Source organism: Ligilactobacillus sp. LYQ139 (assembly GCF_045033025.1).
Taxonomy (GTDB): domain Bacteria; phylum Bacillota; class Bacilli; order Lactobacillales; family Lactobacillaceae; genus Ligilactobacillus.
Genome location: NZ_JBJFZW010000001.1, coordinates 165960 through 183369, shown reverse-complemented (window position 1 = coordinate 183369; position 17410 = coordinate 165960). Strand labels below are relative to the sequence as shown.

19 protein-coding genes are annotated in these 17410 nt (G+C 47.6%); 17 read left to right on the top strand and 2 right to left on the bottom strand.

What is annotated here, in order from left to right; all coding sequences use genetic code 11:
- Positions 1-46: 46 nt before the first annotated feature.
- From hrcA to ACI3E1_RS00810, 11 genes are all read left to right on the top strand, one after another.
- Positions 47-1081, top strand: a complete 1035-nt coding sequence (hrcA, locus tag ACI3E1_RS00860) for a heat-inducible transcriptional repressor HrcA (protein WP_405023791.1) — start codon at positions 47-49, stop codon at positions 1079-1081.
- Positions 1082-1096: 15 nt separating this feature from the next.
- Positions 1097-1699 carry a nucleotide exchange factor GrpE gene (gene grpE, locus ACI3E1_RS00855; protein WP_405023790.1) on the top strand — a complete coding sequence of 201 codons (603 nt, stop codon included), beginning with the start codon at positions 1097-1099 and terminating at the stop codon, positions 1697-1699.
- 24 nt (positions 1700-1723) lie between these two features.
- Positions 1724-3583: a molecular chaperone DnaK gene (gene dnaK, locus ACI3E1_RS00850; RefSeq protein ID WP_405023789.1), complete on the top strand. Its 1860-nt coding sequence runs from the start codon at positions 1724-1726 to the stop codon at positions 3581-3583.
- Positions 3584-3658: 75 nt separating this feature from the next.
- Positions 3659-4792, top strand: coding sequence for a molecular chaperone DnaJ (gene dnaJ, locus ACI3E1_RS00845; RefSeq protein ID WP_405023788.1), 1134 nt, complete (start codon positions 3659-3661; stop codon positions 4790-4792).
- Positions 4793-4891: 99 nt separating this feature from the next.
- Positions 4892-5041, top strand: a complete 150-nt coding sequence (rpmG, locus tag ACI3E1_RS00840) for a 50S ribosomal protein L33 (protein ID WP_283581633.1) — start codon at positions 4892-4894, stop codon at positions 5039-5041.
- 59 nt (positions 5042-5100) lie between these two features.
- A complete protein-coding gene (locus tag ACI3E1_RS00835; RefSeq protein WP_405023787.1) occupies positions 5101-5679 on the top strand; it encodes a 5-formyltetrahydrofolate cyclo-ligase in 579 nt (192 codons plus the stop codon).
- Positions 5657-6325, top strand: coding sequence for a rhomboid family intramembrane serine protease (locus ACI3E1_RS00830; protein WP_405023786.1), 669 nt, complete (start codon positions 5657-5659; stop codon positions 6323-6325). The genes ACI3E1_RS00835 and ACI3E1_RS00830 overlap by 23 nt, the downstream gene beginning before the upstream one ends.
- Before the next feature lie 84 nt (positions 6326-6409).
- Entirely contained in the window at positions 6410-6625 is a 216-nt protein-coding gene (locus ACI3E1_RS00825) for a YqgQ family protein (protein ID WP_405023785.1), read from the top strand.
- 19 nt (positions 6626-6644) lie between these two features.
- On the top strand, positions 6645-7607 hold the full coding sequence (locus ACI3E1_RS00820; protein ID WP_405023784.1) for an ROK family glucokinase: 963 nt from the start codon (positions 6645-6647) through the stop codon (positions 7605-7607).
- A 14-nt stretch (positions 7608-7621) separates the two neighbouring features.
- Positions 7622-8023 carry a rhodanese-like domain-containing protein gene (locus ACI3E1_RS00815; protein WP_405023783.1) on the top strand — a complete coding sequence of 134 codons (402 nt, stop codon included), beginning with the start codon at positions 7622-7624 and terminating at the stop codon, positions 8021-8023.
- A 170-nt stretch (positions 8024-8193) separates the two neighbouring features.
- Positions 8194-9765, top strand: coding sequence for an ATP-binding cassette domain-containing protein (locus ACI3E1_RS00810; RefSeq protein ID WP_405023782.1), 1572 nt, complete (start codon positions 8194-8196; stop codon positions 9763-9765).
- Between the two features lie 65 nt (positions 9766-9830).
- Here the strand turns inward: ACI3E1_RS00810 and ACI3E1_RS00805 are convergent, their stop codons facing one another.
- Positions 9831-10007, bottom strand: a complete 177-nt coding sequence (locus ACI3E1_RS00805; protein WP_405023781.1) for a DUF3042 family protein — start codon at positions 10005-10007, stop codon at positions 9831-9833.
- 136 nt (positions 10008-10143) lie between these two features.
- Here ACI3E1_RS00805 and miaA point away from each other — a divergent pair, with 136 nt between their 5' ends.
- From miaA to glnA, 4 genes are all read left to right on the top strand, one after another.
- A complete protein-coding gene (gene miaA / locus ACI3E1_RS00800) occupies positions 10144-11073 on the top strand; it encodes a tRNA (adenosine(37)-N6)-dimethylallyltransferase MiaA (protein ID WP_405023780.1) in 930 nt (309 codons plus the stop codon).
- Positions 11074-12345 (top strand): aminotransferase class I/II-fold pyridoxal phosphate-dependent enzyme, encoded by a 1272-nt coding sequence (locus ACI3E1_RS00795; RefSeq protein WP_405023779.1) that lies wholly within the window; start codon positions 11074-11076, stop codon positions 12343-12345. It begins immediately after the preceding gene.
- Between the two features lie 80 nt (positions 12346-12425).
- Entirely contained in the window at positions 12426-12815 is a 390-nt protein-coding gene (locus ACI3E1_RS00790; RefSeq protein ID WP_405023778.1) for a MerR family transcriptional regulator, read from the top strand.
- Positions 12816-12836: 21 nt separating this feature from the next.
- Entirely contained in the window at positions 12837-14177 is a 1341-nt protein-coding gene (glnA, locus tag ACI3E1_RS00785; protein WP_405023777.1) for a type I glutamate--ammonia ligase, read from the top strand.
- Between the two features lie 79 nt (positions 14178-14256).
- Here glnA and ACI3E1_RS00780 read toward each other — a convergent pair whose 3' ends face one another.
- Complete coding sequence (locus tag ACI3E1_RS00780; RefSeq protein WP_405023776.1) at positions 14257-14640, bottom strand: YlbF family regulator; 384 nt, start codon at positions 14638-14640, stop codon at positions 14257-14259.
- A 130-nt stretch (positions 14641-14770) separates the two neighbouring features.
- On the opposite strand from ACI3E1_RS00780, the gene ACI3E1_RS00775 reads away from it, so the two are divergent.
- Both ACI3E1_RS00775 and ACI3E1_RS00770 read left to right on the top strand, forming a co-directional pair.
- Positions 14771-15268, top strand: coding sequence for an anaerobic C4-dicarboxylate transporter family protein (locus ACI3E1_RS00775; protein ID WP_405023775.1), 498 nt, complete (start codon positions 14771-14773; stop codon positions 15266-15268).
- A gap of 278 nt (positions 15269-15546) precedes the next feature.
- Positions 15547-17091: a DNA/RNA helicase domain-containing protein gene (locus tag ACI3E1_RS00770; RefSeq protein WP_405023774.1), complete on the top strand. Its 1545-nt coding sequence runs from the start codon at positions 15547-15549 to the stop codon at positions 17089-17091.
- Positions 17092-17410: the final 319 nt, after the last annotated feature.

Below are 17410 nucleotides of genomic sequence, written 5' to 3'. Positions count from 1 at the left end.
AGCACTTAGCAATTATGAGTGCTAAGTGCTAAAAGAGGTGATTGTGGTGTTAACGGAACGTCAACTGTTAATTCTTGAGACGATCATAAAGGATTATACGGATGTCGGGCAACCAATTGGTTCAAAAACGTTGCAGGAGCAATTACCAGTCCATGTGAGTTCAGCAACAATCCGCAATGAAATGGCGGCGTTGGAGAAGAAGGGGCTAATTCGTAAGGAACATTCCAGTTCCGGACGGGTGCCCTCGATTAAGGGTTACCGGTACTACGTCGATAATATTTTAACGCCAGCTCAGGTTGACCAGCAGGCTCTCGCGGATATTCGTTCGTCCTTTCAGGGGGACTTTTCAAAGGTTGACGAAATTGTGGCGACGTCCGCCAACATTTTGTCAGACCTGACAAACTACACGACAATTACCCTGAAGCCGGAAGTGGAGGATGTCCTCTTAGAGGGATTCCGGATGGTTCCGTTGGGTAGTCAGCAGGTGATGGCAATCCTTGTTGCCAGTGACGGGACGGTTGAAAGTAAATTGTTCCAATTGCCTGCGGGCGTGACGGGTGACCAGGTTGAACCCGTGATGCGCATGATTAACGATCAGCTTGTTGGGGTACCGCTCCGGCAGATTCCGGCCAAGTTGACTGCCAACCTTGGCTTGATTGCCAAGTATTTCAAGCAGCCTGCCGGGATGGTTGATGTTGTGAGCGATATTCTGCAAAAGATTGCGCACGAGCAGTACTTTGTTGGTGGTAAGATGAACGTTTTCAACTTTGCTAACGATGGTGATTTGAATGAAGCCAAATCGCTGTATACGTTGATGGAGCGGGCACCGGAGTTATCTGACATTGTTGATCCCCAGGACAAGGATATCACCGTCAAAATCGGTGATGAGATGACGAACCAATTATTGCTGAATTATAGTGTGGTTTCAGCAACTTACAATGTTGACGATTACGGAAAGGGAATGATTGCTATTCTCGGACCGACCAACATGCCGTATTCCAAGGTAATTGGTCTCTTAGGAGCGCTCCGGCAGGAATTAACGCGTAAGATGTTGAACTACTACCATAATTTTGACGAGTAGAAAAGGGGTGTTGACGTGGCAGCGGATAAGGAAAAAGCAAGCCAAGCAGCTACAACCGCTAAGAAAAAGGTTCAGGGTTCTAAGCACGATTCCCAAAAAGATGCAGCCGCTAAGAAGGTTGCTGCCCAAAAGAAGCCAACGGCAAAGGATCAGTTGAAGGCAGTGCAAAAACAGGTTGCTCAGCTTACCAAGGAAAAGGATGAGCTGGAAGATAAGTACCTGCGGGCTGAAGCGGAAATGGCCAACATGCAAACGCGCTACAAAAAGGAGCAAGAGCAGCTGTTAAAGTATCAGAGCCAACGGCTAGCAACTGCTGTTCTGCCGGTAATTGATAACTTAAACCGGGCCCTTGAGATTGAGGTGGATGATGAAGCATCTAAGAACCTCAAACAGGGAGTTGAGATGGTGGTGAAGGATCTAAACAAGGCTTTTACCGATAACGAGATTACAAAGATTGAATCTCTTGGGAAAAAGTTTGATCCAACGCTCCACCAGGCAGTCAAAAGTGTTCCGGTTGAGGACGGCCAGGAACCCGAAACAATTGTCGAAGTGTTCCAGGACGGTTACATGTTAAAGGATCGTGTTTTACGACCGGCCATGGTTGTTGTTGCACAGTAATTTAAGAAAAAAGAGGTAAGGTAGATGTCAAAGATTATTGGAATTGACCTTGGGACAACGAACTCAGCAGTTGCTGTCCTTGAAGGTAAGGATGCAAAGATTATTACCAATCCTGAAGGAAACCGGACAACGCCGTCCGTTGTTTCCTTTAAGAACGGGGAAACACAGGTTGGCCAGGTCGCAAAGAACCAGGCGATTACTAACCCGAATACCGTTTCGTCAATCAAGCGGCACATGGGAGAAACCGACTACAAGGTTGACATTGATGGTAAGAAGTATACCCCGCAGGAAATTTCAGCCATGATTCTTCAGTACATCAAGGACTACGCGGAATCATACTTGGGGGAAGACGTGACACAAGCCGTTATTACGGTACCGGCTTACTTTAACGATTCTCAGCGGCAGGCTACAAAGGATGCCGGCAAGATTGCTGGGTTAAAGGTTGAGCGGATTGTCAACGAACCAACGGCTGCGGCATTAGCCTACGGGCTTGATAAGCTGGATAAGGACGAAAAGATCCTTGTGTTCGACCTTGGAGGGGGAACGTTTGACGTTTCCATCCTAGAACTCGGCGATGGGGTCTTTGAAGTGCTCTCCACGAACGGGGATACCCACCTTGGAGGGGATGACTTTGATAACAAGATCATCGATTGGATGGTCGCCAACTTCAAGGAAGAACATGGGGTTGACCTATCCCAGGATAAGGTTACGCTGCAACGGATGAAGGAAGCTGCCGAAAAGGCGAAGAAGGACTTATCCGGAATGTCTGAGACGCAGATTTCACTGCCGTTTATCGCTTCTGGTGAAAACGGTCCGCTGCACCTGGACATGACGTTAACGCGGGCAAAGTTCAACGAACTGACCGCCGACCTGATTGATCGGACGAAGGTTCCAGTCCGGAACGCCTTGAAGGATGCCGGCTTAACGAACAGTGACATTGACGAAGTCATTCTGGTAGGGGGTTCTACGCGGATTCCGGCCGTCAAGGAAGCCGTTGAAAAGGAAACCGGTCACAAGCCAAACGAGTCAGTTAACCCGGACGAAGCGGTTGCTTTAGGGGCTGCCATTCAGGGGGGCGTGATTACCGGAGACGTGAAGGACGTTGTTTTACTTGACGTTACACCACTGTCCCTTGGAATTGAGACCATGGGGGGTGTCTTCACCAAGTTAATCGACCGGAACACGACGATTCCAACCAGCAAGAGTCAGGTCTTTTCAACCGCGGCTGATAATCAGCCGGCCGTTGACATTCACGTGCTGCAAGGTGAACGCCCGATGGCTGCAGACAACAAGACGCTTGGGCGTTTCCAGTTGACGGACATTCCGCCAGCACCGCGTGGCGTTCCGCAAATTGAGGTTAAGTTTGATATTGACAAGAACGGAATCGTTAACGTTTCAGCTAAGGACCTTGGAACTAACAAGGAACAGAAGATTACCATCAAGAGTTCATCAGGTCTTTCCGACGATGAAATCGACCGGATGGTAAAGGAAGCTAAGGAAAACGAAGCGGCCGATAAGAAGCGGAAGGAAGAAGTTGACTTACGGAATGAAGTTGACCAGTTACTCTTCCAGTCTGAAAAGACCTTAAAGGAATTAGACGGGAAAGTTTCTGAAGATGAGGTCAAGAAGGCTAAGGATGCCCGCGAAGCCCTGAAGAAGGCGCAGGAGTCTAACGATATAGATGCTATGAAGAGCAAGAAGGACGACTTGACTAAGATTATTCAGGACCTGTCAGTCAAGCTGTATCAGCAGGCTCAGCAGGCACAGAATGCGGCTGGTCAGACTGATAGCAACGCTACCGGAAATTCAACTAACGGTGGAAATACCGACGACAACACGGTTGATGGCGACTTTAAGGAAGTTGACCCGGACGATAAGAAGTAAACGCTGATTTGAGTGGTTGCATTCCAGGGGGGTGGCAGAGGCCACGCCCCTGGTTGGTTTTAATGGAGGAAGAAAATGGCTGAAAGTGATCCGTATAAGGTATTAGGCGTTGACCGGGATGCCTCGGATGCCGAAATAAAAAAGGCGTACCGGCGGCTTTCTAAGAAATACCATCCGGACTTGAACCACGAACCGGGCGCAGAAGAGCGGTTTAAGGAAGTTAACGACGCCTATGATATTCTTGGCGACCCGCAAAAGAAGGCCCAGTACGATCAGTTTGGGTCAACCGGACAGCAGTTTAATGGTGGTGGCGCCGGTGGCTTTGGCGGGGCCAACTTTAACGGTGGGTTCGGCGGTGGCTTTGATGACATCTTTAATTCATTCTTTGGCGGCGGCCGAAGCGCAGCCCAGCAGGCTACCGCACCGCGGCAGGGTCGCGACTTGCAATACGAGATGCATCTAACCTTTAAAGAGGCTGTCTTCGGGAAGAAGACGGACATCGAATACACCCGCGAAGATACGTGTAAGGACTGCCATGGAACGGGTGCGAAACCGGGAACTTCACCGGTAACGTGTTCCCGGTGTGGCGGTCGCGGCTTCATTCAGGTTCAACGGCAAACCCCGCTTGGTCAGATGGTTTCCCAGCAAGAATGTAACGTGTGCCACGGAACCGGAAAGGAAATCAAAGAAAAGTGTCCAACGTGTGGGGGCAGCGGTCACGTCCGGGAGCGGCACGCCATTGAAGTCACCGTGCCGGCCGGCGTTGAGGATGGTAACCAAATGCGGCTTCAAGGCCAGGGTGAAGCTGGTGAGAACGGTGGGCCGTATGGGGACCTCTACATCGTATTCCGGGTTGCCCCAAGCAAGCAGTTTAAGCGTGACGGAGCGGAGATTTACCTTGATCAGCCGATCAGTTTCGTGCAGGCGGCGCTGGGAGATGAGATTAAGGTTCCAACCGTTCACGGGGATGTTGAGTTGCGGATTCCAGCAGGTACCCAGACCGGAACGACTTTCCGGCTGCGGGGCAAGGGCGCACCGCGGCTACGGGGAACCGGCAACGGGGACGAACAGGTGACCGTCCAGATTCAAACACCGAAGAAGCTTTCCAAGAAGCAAAAGGAAGCACTGCGAAACTTTGCGGTGGCCTCCGGGGAGAGCGTGGCGAGCGAATCGTTGTTTGAACGGATTAAAAATAAGATCAACAAGTAGTGTTCTGTCCCCCTAGCGTTTCCTAGGAATAAATGCTAAAATGGTTGCTGTTAGCCTAGCGCTAGTAGAATATATTCGAATAGTTTGGAGGTTAGACGCATGCGTGAACATATCACATTAGAGTGCACAGAATGTGGTGAACAAACGTACCTTTCAAGTAAGAATAAGCGGAACAATCCGGACCGGATTGAACTGAAGAAGTACTGCCCAAAGCAGCGGAAGGTTACGTTACACAAGGAAACGAAGTAAATAACGAGGGGACCGTAATGTTGATTACGGCCCCCTTTGTGGTTTTTAAGGAGAAAATGATGGATAAAAAAACGGCCCGGCGCCGGCAACTTGAGCAAATTAGCATAGCAGTGCGGACAGGACAGCAGGATTGCGACGAAAAGGGTATTTTAGCCCACCTGTACCAATCACCGGAATGGCAAAGTGCCCAAACAGTCGGCGTGACGATTAGTAGCGGCACTGAGCTGGCCACCCAACCCATTATTGAGCATGCGTTAGCAGAAGGTAAACGGGTGGCAGTGCCGCGGTGTTTACCCCACCGCCGAATGGCGTTTTGGGACTGTCAGCAACCAGAGATAACGTGGCAGCAAAGTCCGTTTGGGGGAATCTGGGAGCCGCATACAACACAACCGGCGCTTGCCAAAGAGGCCATCGACCTCATCGTGGTCCCGGGGCTGGCGTTCAGCTTGCAGCATGATCGGTTAGGATTTGGTGGGGGCTACTATGACCGCTACCTGCAGGACTATCCGGGCGTAACGGTGGCCTTAATGGATACTGTCCGCCAAGTAGTCCAAGCTGATTGGCCCGTGGACCCGACTGACGTGCGGCTTAAACTTTTGATTGGGGTGAATGGGATTGACCGAAACGTGGCGGAATAAACCACTGGTGACTGATCTGTTGATTGGAATCAACGTGGTGGTTTTCATTGCGATGGTACTTGCGGGAGGACCGACGAAGCCGCAGGTCTTAGTGGCCTTTGGGGCAAAAATCAACCAGCTAATTAATGTGGGTCAGTGGTGGCGGCTGGTCACGCCGATGTTTTTACACCTGGGAGTGCAGCACATTGTGTTAAACATGGTGACGCTTTATTTTTTGGGTGTGGCGACCGAACCACTCTTCGGCCACTGGCGTTTTCTAATAATTTACCTGGGGAGCGGAATAGCAGGTAATATTGCCAGTTACTTTTTTACGCCGGCCGTTTCGGCAGGGGCCAGTACAGCCATTTTCGGCCTGTTTGGTGCGTACCTGATGTTGGGTGTGGCGTTTTACGAGCAACCGGGAATTCGGCAAACGGCCCGAACTTTTCTAACGTTGGTTTTGTTTAACGTGGTGTTTGACATGTTTGGCAGTGGAATTGACCTTGCAGGACACCTTGGTGGTTTGCTTGGTGGTTTTTTACTGGCGTACGTGTTGGCGGCTCCCCGGATTGGCCGGGTACCTCGCTGGCAGCGGGGGTTAGCGTTAGTGGCATTAGGGGTAATCGCGGTAATTGCCGGCTATGGGCTGATGATGAAAGCGGTCTAATCCGCGGTTTATTCAGCGCCGGCGGTATGCTATAATGCTACCGTGTTGCCTTGGCAGAATGAGTGCAGTAAGGGGGCGAGCAGGATGAAAACCCTGTACGATGTCCAGCAATTATTAAAACAGTTTAATGTCTTTGTCTACGTGGGCAAACGGTTATGGGACATCGAGTTAATGGCCTTAGAACTGGATCACCTGTACGAGGCGGGCGTGGTTGATAAGCAGACCTTCGTGAAAGCGAAGCTCGTGTTGAACCGTGAGCATGCGGTTGAGGAGAAGCGCGAGCAGGCCAAGCAGAATTAGGCAGGAGGCATACAAAAAGATGGAAAAGAAGCTCATTGGGGTTGATTTGGGCGGAACAACGATTAAGTTTGCGATCGTTACCAAGGATGGCGAGATTCAGCAGAAGTGGAGCATTGAGACCAATATTTTAGATGACGGCTCCCACATTGTTCCGGACATTATCGAATCAATTAATCACCACCTGGATATGTACAACATGACCCCGGATGACTTTTACGGTATTGGGATGGGGACGCCGGGAACGGTTGATATCGCGGCCGGGACGGTGGTTGGTGCGTATAACCTGAATTGGCGGACCATCCAAAACGTGAAGGAAAGTATTGAAGCCGGGACGCGGATGCCGTTTGTGTTGGATAACGATGCGAACGTTGCCGCCCTTGGTGAGCGCTGGATGGGCGCCGGCGAAAACGCCAACGATGTGGTCTTTGTGACCCTTGGAACCGGGGTCGGTGGTGGAATTATTGCTGACGGTCACCTCCTCCATGGAATGCGGGCTGCCGGGGAAATTGGGCACATCAACGTTGAACCGGAAGGCTACCTGTGTACGTGCGGCAACCACGGTTGTTTGGAAACATACGCTTCTGCAACTGGGGTGGTGCACATCGCCCACGATATGGCGGAAGAATATGCTGGCAATTCCGAACTCAAGAAGATGAGTGATGCGGGGGAAGAGGTTACGTCTAAGCTGGTCTTTGATCTGGCAAAAGAGGGCGACCCACTCGCTAAGATGGTGGTCGATAAGGTATGCCATTACCTGGGGATGGCTTGCGCGAACATTTCAAGTATCCTTAACCCCGCCTATATCGTGATTGGTGGGGGTGTTTCGGCGGCTGGTAAGTTCTTGCTGGATCAAGTTGAGCACTACTTTGAGCACTATGCCTTTCCGACAATTCGGGAAACGACGCAGTTGCGGCTTGCCCAGTTAGGAAACACGGCTGGTGTTCTCGGGGCAGCTTCACTGGCACTTCAGTTTGTTGATTAGGAAGAGGGATTGTTGTGAAATCATCAATTTGGATTTGGATTGATATTATTTTAATTGCGCTGTTGGCGTGGATGTTCATCGGCCCGTGGCTGAGCACGTTAAACGCCAAGCGCTACGCAAAGTTGCTGGAAAACGACGAGTTTAAAAAGGGGCTCCACACCGCGCAGGTGATTGACGTACGTGAAGAGCGAAGCTTCAAGAAAAAGCACATTATGGGAGCACGGAACATGCCGTATTCCCAGTTTAAGCTCTTCATCAGCGCTTTGCGGAAGGACCGGCCCGTCTACATTTACGAAGACGGGAAAACGCTAGCCGTAAAGGTGGCCAAAAAGCTCAAGAAGGCGGGCTTTACTGATTTGGCAATTCTAAAGAACGGCTTTAGTGACTGGGACGGTAAGGTTAAGACCGGGCACTAGGACGTGTGAATTTTAGGTTAAAGGACTGATTTCCACCTAAGGGATATCAGTCTTTTTTAGTATTAAGGATTGTATTATTTATGCAGTTAATTATAATTAAATTAATAATAAATGAGAACCGCTCACATTAATTAAATGGCTAGCCGTTAATGAAAAGGGAGGAAAGTGTAATGAAGGTACATGCGTTAAGGGTAAACAGCGTATTTCAATTCTTCCACTATCTTTTTCATCAAATCGGATTAGTAAAACTAACCTTAGCAGCCTTAATTATTACTTTGTGTGACGTCGGTATTTGTAGTCAACCGTTCATTTTAGCACGGATTATGCGGCACCAAACGGTTGATTACAGGATGTTGCTATTGTTTGCGGCAACGCTACTCCTTCCGGCAGTTGTTAACTTTATTACTAGTTTTTTGGTACAAATGGTGCGGAAGTATTCTAAATTAACTGTTTTTCACTTTCTAACCCGCCAACGGTATGAATATTTTTTGGGATATAAGGACGCAACCCTCGAAAGTATTGTGAGCGAAATTTCGCTATCCTTGCGGCGAATTATTCACGACGTATTAAATAATCTATTAAAGTCAACGATTACGCTAGTCGTTTATGCCATTGCGTTAGCAACGATGAATGTTTTCTTAGGAAGCGGATATATTATTCTTTTCATTTTGTACTTGTTAGGATCGATTTTGTTATCCCGTCAAAATAAAAGGGGAATTAAAGATGCGCTCAATAGTAAGATCATTGCTGACCAGCAATTGGATGATTATTTAAAAAACAAAAACACTGTTTATTCATACCGTTCCTTTGCATTTGAGGGTGATGCCTATCAACAAGTCCTTGAAAGTGAACGTCAAGCATACAGTAGGGTTCAAGGGCGGATTGATCGGCTGAATATGGTGCAACAGTTTCTATTAACGCTATGTGTAATTTTATTGTTTGGATGGGGAAGCATGGTAACAAATGGAACAGTCCAGGCAATTACCCTTATTTTGGTAATGGTGTATTCAATTATGAATTTATCGCATTTTGGGAGTGATTTACTTGCCGGAATGGAGCTTTTCGGCCGCTTAGTCGAAGCCTTACGGCAGTTGAACTTTAATATGATTGATTTGAATCAGAGTTCTTCAGTAAAACAGGGTGGAACAGCTGAAATCCGCTTACAAAATGTTTCCTATCAGTATAAAAAGGGGGAGCCACTTTTAGATGGATATACCGCACGGTTTCCCCTCAATGCGTCAAGCGCGTTAGTGGGCGTTAATGGAGCGGGAAAGTCAACAATCCTTAAACTAGTTGCGGGAATTTTAACGCCTGCCAAAGGAAGTGTTTTGATTCCCCGGCAAATAAAAGTTACGTATGTTAATCAAGATGCTGTGCTGTTTAACCGGAGCATTTACGATAATATTGCGTACATGAACAGCGAAGTCGATGAGCAACAGGTAGTGAAGATGATGCGGTATTTTGACTTTTCGCCCAAGCTCATTAGCGGATTTAAAGAGCAAACAAGCGGGGAGCTTATTAATTCTTTGTCTGGTGGTGAGCGACAGAAATGTTTAATTATTCGCGCCCTTTTATCTTCGGCGAATGTTATCCTGTTTGATGAAATTACCAGTGGGCTTGATCAGAAGGCAACGCATAAGTTTTTCAAACTACTTCAAAAATACCAATCGTCAAGAACATTCATCTGTGTCACTCACCATGAAAATGAGTTGGGGTACTTTGATCGTCAGGTTCAGGTTTGATTAAATATAGCAAGAAGCGGACTAGTAATTACTAGCCCGCTTCTCTTTCTAGTTATGTGCTTTTCTTAGCCCTGGTGGGCTGAACGGCTCTTCCGTAAAGCCCGCTTCCGGTGCTCGTCTAAAACGGCTTCCCGTTCTTCAATCGGGTCAACGACCGTCTTCTTGAAATAGTACGCGCACCCGGCTAATGCTCCAAGCGTTGCGCCAACACCAACAACAAATCCTTTACCAAATGTCTTCATTAAGTCCACCTCACTTTGCTTCGTTCCGTTACCCTTATTATGGCGGATTGGCGGAAAAAATACTAGGGAATACGCTTAAAATTTCTCCTAAAATGGTATAATGCGGGTTAGAATTTAACCGGAAAGAGGTGGGCGGATGAAACCGAAAGTACTGTTAATTGTGGGCCCGACCGCGGTGGGGAAAACGGCGTTGTCGTTGGAATTGGCCCAGCGGTTTGGCGGGGAAGTCATCTCTGGTGATTCAATGCAGGTGTACCGCCACCTCGACATTGGGACGGCTAAGGCCACGCCGGCAGAGCAACGGGTCGTGCCCCATCACCTAATTGACATTGTGGCCGTAACGGACCGGTACTCCGTGGCGGACTTCATGCACGAAGCGACTTGTCAAATCAACGCAATCACGGCGCGGGGCCACCTACCGCTCTTAGTTGGAGGGACGGGCTTTTACCTGCAGGCGCTGGTGGATAACCTAACACTGGGAAACGACCATTATACTGACGATACAATCCGGCAAAAATGGCATACATACGCGGCAGCGCACGGACGGCAAGCGCTATGGGACCAACTCAATGCCGTGGATCCGCCGGCAGCCACTAAGATTCCGCCCAATAACGAGCGGCGGGTGATCCGGGCACTGGAAGTTTACGAGCGGACCGGGCAGCGGTTTTCTGCCCAGCAGGCGAACGCGGCCTTGTTTGATCCGTACATTATCGGACTAACGACGGCACGCGAAGTATTGTATGCACGCATCAATGCCCGTGTCGACGCGATGGTTAAGGCGGGCTTAGTCGATGAAGCGCGGTGGTTGTACGAGCAGGGCGGCGCCAATTTGCCAGCCGGGAAAGGAATTGGCTATAAGGAGCTTTATCCGTACTTTGCGGGGCAGGATTCCCTGGAGGATGCGGTGGCATTAATTAAGCGAAATTCGCGCCGGTATGCGAAGCGGCAGTTAACGTGGTTCCGTAACCAGATGACGGTGCACTGGTATGACTTGGTAGCCCACCCGGAGCAGCAACAGCAAATTGAAGTAGACGTTAAGCAGTGGTTACAAGATGGAGTGAAGTAGATGAAAAATTGGATGGCCGGCTTGCCGGTAACGTTACAGGACATGATAAAAGAAGTTGATCAGCAGATTGCACCGCGGCTGGCGGAAATTGACGAACAAGTGCTCTACAACCAGCAGCGTGTGTTGGATTTGTACCGTGAACACCACGTGGCGGAAGAGGATCTCGTAGGTTCGACCGGGTACGGCACGGATGATATCGGGCGCGATAAACTCGAGGCAATTTTTGCCGATTACTTTCAAACGGACGACGCGTTAATCCGGCCGCAGTTGGCAACGGGCACACACGCCATTTCCACCGGACTTTTTGCGTGCTTACGGCCGGGGGATACATTATACTACATGACCGGGACGCCGTACGATACGATTCAGGAGGTCATCGGGATTGCCGGCGATAACCCGGGGACAATGAAGGACTTTGGCATTGACTTTGACACAACGGAGCTCTTGTCAAACGGAAAGGTGGACTACGATGGGGTGGCCGCAAAGCTGCGGGCCAACGACCACATCAAGGTGGTTGCCATCCAGCGGTCCTGCGGGTACGCGACCCGGGCCAGCTTTACCGTGGCGGAAATTAAGGAAATGATTGCCTTTGTCCGCCAGCTTTTGCCCAACGTCATTATTTTCGTGGATAACTGTTACGGCGAGTTTTCGGAGACGGAGGAGCCAACCTTCTACGGAGCTGACCTTATGGCGGGATCGTTCTTTAAGAACGCTGGCGCCGGGTTCGTTAAGTCTGGTTCGTTTTTGGTTGGCCGGCAGGATCTGATTGATGCGTGTGGTGCGCGGTTGATGGCGCCCGGGATTGGCAAGGCCGAAGGGGCGACATACGCATACATGCGCGACTACTTTGAGGGCTTCTTCATGGCACCGCACACGACGGGCGATGCCATTAAGGGGGCCATCTTTGAGGCGGCGCTCCTTGAAAAGATGGGGCTGGATGTTAGCCCGAAGTGGGACGAGCCGCGGACGGACATTGTCCAGAAGGTGATTTTTGGCAAACCAGAACCGATGATTAAGTTCTGCGGGGCCATTCAGCACCATTCCGCGCTGAATGCCTTTGTTGACCCGATTCCAAGCTACATGGATGGCTACGAGGACAAGGTTATCATGGCATCGGGAAGTTTTATCGAGGGTTCAACGATTGAGCTGTCGTGTGACGGTCCACTGCGTGAACCGTATTGCCTGTACATTCAGGGGGGCTTGGCGTATGCCCACATTAAGGTGGCGGTAGCTCACGCGGTGGCGGAAACCTTTTTTGCCCCCGAACAGTAATCTGTGTTAGAAAAGCTAACGTGAAACGTTGACTTATATTAGGGGGCTTGCTATGATAGGCACATACGAGGAGGAAGGATATGCGTGAGAAGGAACTACGGCGTTCACTTGCCGTCCTACCGATTGGAACAGTAATGAAGCTGACGGACTTGTCTGCCCGGCAAATTCGCTACTACGAAGAGCACCAGCTGGTCGTGCCACAGCGAACGGAGGGAAACCACCGGATGTACTCGCTTAACGACGTTGACCGGCTCCTCGAGATTAAGGATCTGTTGCACGATGGGTTTAACATTGCGGGGATTAAGCGGGTGTACGCTGAGCAGGAGCAAAAACGCCGGCGCCAGCAAGCGAAGTTGCAGCAGTCGTTGTCTGACGACGAGATGCGGCGGATTCTCCGGCAAGAATTCATGAATATCGGCGGGATGAATGAGGGCGCTGAGCAGCCTTTCCACCACAGTCTTCGGCCTTGAAAATAAAGGAGCGATAATCGCATGGTAAAGCATAATTACACGAAGGACGACATTCGGCGCATTGCTAAGGAAGAAAACGTTCAGTTTCTCCGTCTTATGTTTACAGACCTGTACGGGACGATTAAGAACGTGGAGGTCCCGGTGAGCCAGTTAGATAAGCTGCTGGACAATAAGCTGATGTTTGACGGTTCTTCAATTGACGGGTACACCCGGATTGAAGAGAGTGACATGTGGCTGTATCCGGACCTGTCAACGTGGATGATTTTCCCGTGGGACAGCGAGCACGGGAAGATTGCGCGGGTGATCTGCAAGGTGTACAACGCCGACCGGACCCCGTTCATGGGTGATCCGCGGAATAACCTGATGCGGGTGCTTGACGAAATGAAGAAGTTAGGCTTTACTGATTTCAATATCGGGCCGGAACCGGAATTTTTCCTCTTTAAGATGGACGAAGACGGTAACCCAACAAAGAAGCTCAACGACCAGGGAAGTTATTTCGACTTAGCTCCGGTGGACTTAGGGGAAAACTGCCGGCGGGAAATTGTGTTAGAACTCGAAAAGCTTGGGTTTGACGTGGAAGCTTCCCACCACGAAGTCGCTCCTGGCCAGCATGAGGTTGACTTCAAGTATGCCGATGCCCTCCACGCCTGCGACAACATCCAGACGTTCAAGTTAGTGGTAAAGACCGTTGCCCGGAAGCATGGTCTCCACGCAACGTTCATGCCAAAGCCGCTGGCCCAGGTAAATGGTTCGGGGATGCACATCAACATGTCACTCTTTAAGGGTGACCAGAACGTCTTCTTTGATGAAGAGGGCGCCGACCAGCTGTCTGACGAAGCCCGCTGGTTCCTTGGTGGTTTGCTGAAGCACGCCCGGAACTTTACGGCCGTTACAAACCCGATTGTTAACTCCTACAAGCGGTTAGTACCGGGCTTTGAAGCCCCGGTTTACGTTGCTTGGTCTGGGCGGAACCGGTCACCACTTGTGCGAGTGCCGATTGCCCGGGGGATGGGTACCCGGCTTGAACTCCGGAGCGTTGACCCATCAGCTAACCCATACCTGGCCATTGCCGCTATTCTGTCAGCTGGGCTTGACGGATTGAAGAACAAGATTGAGCCGGCAGCTGCGGTTGACCGTAACATCTACACGATGACGGACGAAGAACGGGCCGCAAATGGTATCGTTGATCTGCCGTCAACGTTACACAACGCCTTGAAGGAACTCCGGAAGGACGACGTCATTAAGGATGCTCTTGGCAGTCACTTATACAACAACTTTGTGGAAGGTAAGAAGATCGAGTGGGACGCTTACCGCCAGCAGGTAAGTGACTGGGAGCGCAAGCAGTACTTCCAGATGTACTAAAAAGCGATTAACGTAAAAACAAACCCTGCAGCCATGTGCTGCGGGGTTTTATGTTTCAATAATTAGCCTAAGCTAGTGCTTACTTGGACTGGTTAGGTTGTTGCGGTTGACTCGGACCAAGGTCCTTATAAATGTCTTCGATTGGCTTCATCAAGCTACTATTAATGTCGTTTAGTAGTTGGTTGAGGGCTTGTTCGGCTTCCATCAGGCTCTGAACCGGCTTCATGTCCTGCATTTGTTTGGCAAGGTCCTCAAGTTGCTTGAGGTCGTCTTCATTGGGCTGTTGGCCCGTCATTTGGTTAGTCCGCATCTTGGCTTGTAAATCCATGAATTTCTTGTAGGTGTTATAGGCCATCAAGTCGTTTTTTAGGGCAGCAAAGGCGAGCTTGACGTTACCGTACTGCTCGGTTTGCGGGAGCTCCTTAGCAAGCTGATTGACCGTGTCGTAAATGTTAATTGCCATATAAAGGCCTCCTTTGATTTCATCTATCCTAAATGTACCATACAAGCCGGTAAACCGGTACTATCAAGGGAGATAACGGGAACGTAAAGGGGGGATTGTGTAATGAAAACAGTATGGTGGCTGGATTTTAGTGGGAGCGGCGGCGTGTGCGTGTTGGGGAATCTCGGGTATTTTTGCTAAGGCGCTCTTTGCCACGAAGATCGGATCATCTGCGTTTGGTGGCTTACTCGCCGTTCTCGGACCAGGCTGGTTGGGCTCCACGCTCTTTGATAACCCGCACAATCTGGTGCTGTTAAAGCAGCTGGTCGGCTCAATCGTCACGCACAATACGTGGATCGTGGTACCGCTGATCATGCTGGCATCGATGCTCATCATGTCGCAGTCGGCCACGGTTGCAGTCATCTTCCCGATTGCGCTGAGCCTCGGAATCACGCCGCTGTTCTTGCTGGCAACGGTGCAGGCACTGAACTTCGTGTTCGTCATTCCGGCCCAGCCACCGATGCTGTTTGCGGCGGACATCGACGAAACGGGCGGCACCACCAAGTACGGCTTCATCGTACCGGGAATCTTTACGTTGCTGGCATCGATGGTGATCGGCTTGATTATGATTCATGTGATGCCGGTGTAGGTTAAGTGAATATTGAAGGACACGCACGACTCGAGAGGGTGGTGCGTGTTTTTTTAGTATGAAAAAGGTTATTCCAATAGATGAAATATATAGTCTATGCTAGAACGGTATTTTTTATTTTCGCATTAGTATGCAACATAATATGACAGGATTAACTAATCATAATTCTAGGCTTTATAAGCTACCCACTAGATCTATTTATACTCTATTTATGTATCTAAATACTATGGTGTGTATTAGAAATAATCTTCTGTTACAATTTAAAAGAGGTGACTTTTATGAAATCTATCACATTAAATGAATATTTATCTCTAGCGGGAAGAAATTTACTAAGACAAGCTGAAGAAAATTATTTCCACTGTAATCAGAAAGATGTAGAGATTAAGACAACTATTACTTTATTCAGATTATTGAAAGAAAGAATCGGCATGTATAATGACATTACAGGTTTTTTCTTTGATACAGATATTAATATTGTTAGTGACTTTGATATTTTACGGTTTACAAAGTCATCAATAATCAATATAGAGTTAAAGAGTTCTCTTAGGGATCAGAATGTATATAAAGAAGTTGAAAGGAAATTTAGAAATCAAAACAGAATATTAAGGATTGTACGTCCTCAAGAAGAACAAATACATGATGTATTATTTTTAATAAAAAACGAAAAATGCGATTTTTATACGCATGACGTTTTAAGCGATTCTTTGAAATTGATTGATATTGAAGAATTTATCGGATATTTGGAGCTTGGTAGTCCAGACAACGCCATATCAGAGAATTTAGTTGAAAATTTACGTCCAAGTGATTACTTAATTGACCCTATCAAAAAAACTGATGATTTTATAAATGATAATTATTATTTAACCCAACAACAAGTACAAGTAAAGGATGATATACTCCATAATCGTCATAAAGGAAATATACTAGGAGTGAAGGGTAATGCAGGTACAGGAAAAACTTTAGTAGCTTTGGATACGGCAAAAAGTTTATCTCGCGAAGGGAAAAATGTTTTATTTATTTTTTCAGGTACTATGAAAGACGGGCACAAAACTTTAAATAGTAGGTTAGATAATGTGACATTTATACAAGCGAAATCAATTTATGATACCTATCTTTCCGCCTATGATTACATAATTGTTGATGAAGCACAGAGATTATATCTCGACCAAGCGAGAATGATCGGTACTTTTGCTACTAACAACCCGGATAAAAAAATCATTATGTTTTACGATCAAAACCAAAGCTTAAGCAAAAAAGATGGGTTATATTTTATTAATAATTTATGTGATTACAAAGTATCATTAAGCAAAAAAATCAGGTCAAACTTATATATAACGTACTTTATAGATAAAATTATGTATAAGGTTGGAGTTAATAAACCGGCACAAATTGATTTAGGCAAGTTGTCGAATTATGTAACCGTAAGATTCTTTAATAGTTCTAGAGACGCTAAGCCTTGGATTAAAGAGAAAATAGAAGAAGGTTTTATTTTTATAAAACCATCTGGGGATCGTTTGAATAAAGTAAGTGCTGATTCTTATTTGGATATTCCTTTTTTCCAAGATACACATGGTGTAATTGGTAATCAATTTTCAAATGTTGTTACTTATATAGATGAAGGTCTCATATACAAGAAAGATGACACTAATCCCCATCGTCCAATAAAGTTAACTAAAGTGTCTAATGACTATTATTTTTTAGAGAACGAATTCTACGTTAATTGTTCTCGAGCTACTGATAATTTAGCATTGGCTATAGTTAACAATGAAGAAATATATAAGCATATTATTAGTAGTGTATTTAATTTTGATGCTAATAAATAAATATTGATGTTACAATGCTGTACATGAAAATTCAGCAGTAATTCGTTAGTTGAGTATAGTAAGAAATTAAAATTATTTTTGCCATTATGATTGAATATCTCGATTCACAGTAACATAGGTTTTATGCAGAAATTATTTAATTAAAGTCACACATTTCTGCTACATAGACTATTACTTTGGCTCTACACTAGATCCTGTTGATATGGTTAAATGTTAAACTATATCAACAGGATTTTTGGTGTTTTAGGTAATAAAGGGGAGCCGTAGCTCCTCAAATTACGCAAACCCTGTTGATAACGAGAATGCAATATAACTCGAA

Excerpts from the sequence above, each read along its gene's own strand:
- glnA (WP_405023777.1), top strand. The coding sequence starts at position 12,837 with ATGGTAAAGCATAATTACACGAAGGACGACATTCGGCGCATTGCTAAG.
- ACI3E1_RS00820 (WP_405023784.1), top strand. The coding sequence starts at position 6,645 with ATGGAAAAGAAGCTCATTGGGGTTGATTTGGGCGGAACAACGATTAAG.
- dnaK (WP_405023789.1), top strand. The coding sequence starts at position 1,724 with ATGTCAAAGATTATTGGAATTGACCTTGGGACAACGAACTCAGCAGTT.
- ACI3E1_RS00810 (WP_405023782.1), top strand. The coding sequence starts at position 8,194 with ATGAAGGTACATGCGTTAAGGGTAAACAGCGTATTTCAATTCTTCCAC.
- ACI3E1_RS00790 (WP_405023778.1), top strand. The coding sequence starts at position 12,426 with ATGCGTGAGAAGGAACTACGGCGTTCACTTGCCGTCCTACCGATTGGA.
- ACI3E1_RS00825 (WP_405023785.1), top strand. The coding sequence starts at position 6,410 with ATGAAAACCCTGTACGATGTCCAGCAATTATTAAAACAGTTTAATGTC.
- ACI3E1_RS00805 (WP_405023781.1), bottom strand. The coding sequence starts at position 10,007 with ATGAAGACATTTGGTAAAGGATTTGTTGTTGGTGTTGGCGCAACGCTT.
- ACI3E1_RS00770 (WP_405023774.1), top strand. The coding sequence starts at position 15,547 with ATGAAATCTATCACATTAAATGAATATTTATCTCTAGCGGGAAGAAAT.
- miaA (WP_405023780.1), top strand. The coding sequence starts at position 10,144 with ATGAAACCGAAAGTACTGTTAATTGTGGGCCCGACCGCGGTGGGGAAA.
- ACI3E1_RS00835 (WP_405023787.1), top strand. The coding sequence starts at position 5,101 with ATGGATAAAAAAACGGCCCGGCGCCGGCAACTTGAGCAAATTAGCATA.
- dnaJ (WP_405023788.1), top strand. The coding sequence starts at position 3,659 with ATGGCTGAAAGTGATCCGTATAAGGTATTAGGCGTTGACCGGGATGCC.
- ACI3E1_RS00795 (WP_405023779.1), top strand. The coding sequence starts at position 11,074 with ATGAAAAATTGGATGGCCGGCTTGCCGGTAACGTTACAGGACATGATA.
- ACI3E1_RS00780 (WP_405023776.1), bottom strand. The coding sequence starts at position 14,640 with ATGGCAATTAACATTTACGACACGGTCAATCAGCTTGCTAAGGAGCTC.
- rpmG (WP_283581633.1), top strand. The coding sequence starts at position 4,892 with ATGCGTGAACATATCACATTAGAGTGCACAGAATGTGGTGAACAAACG.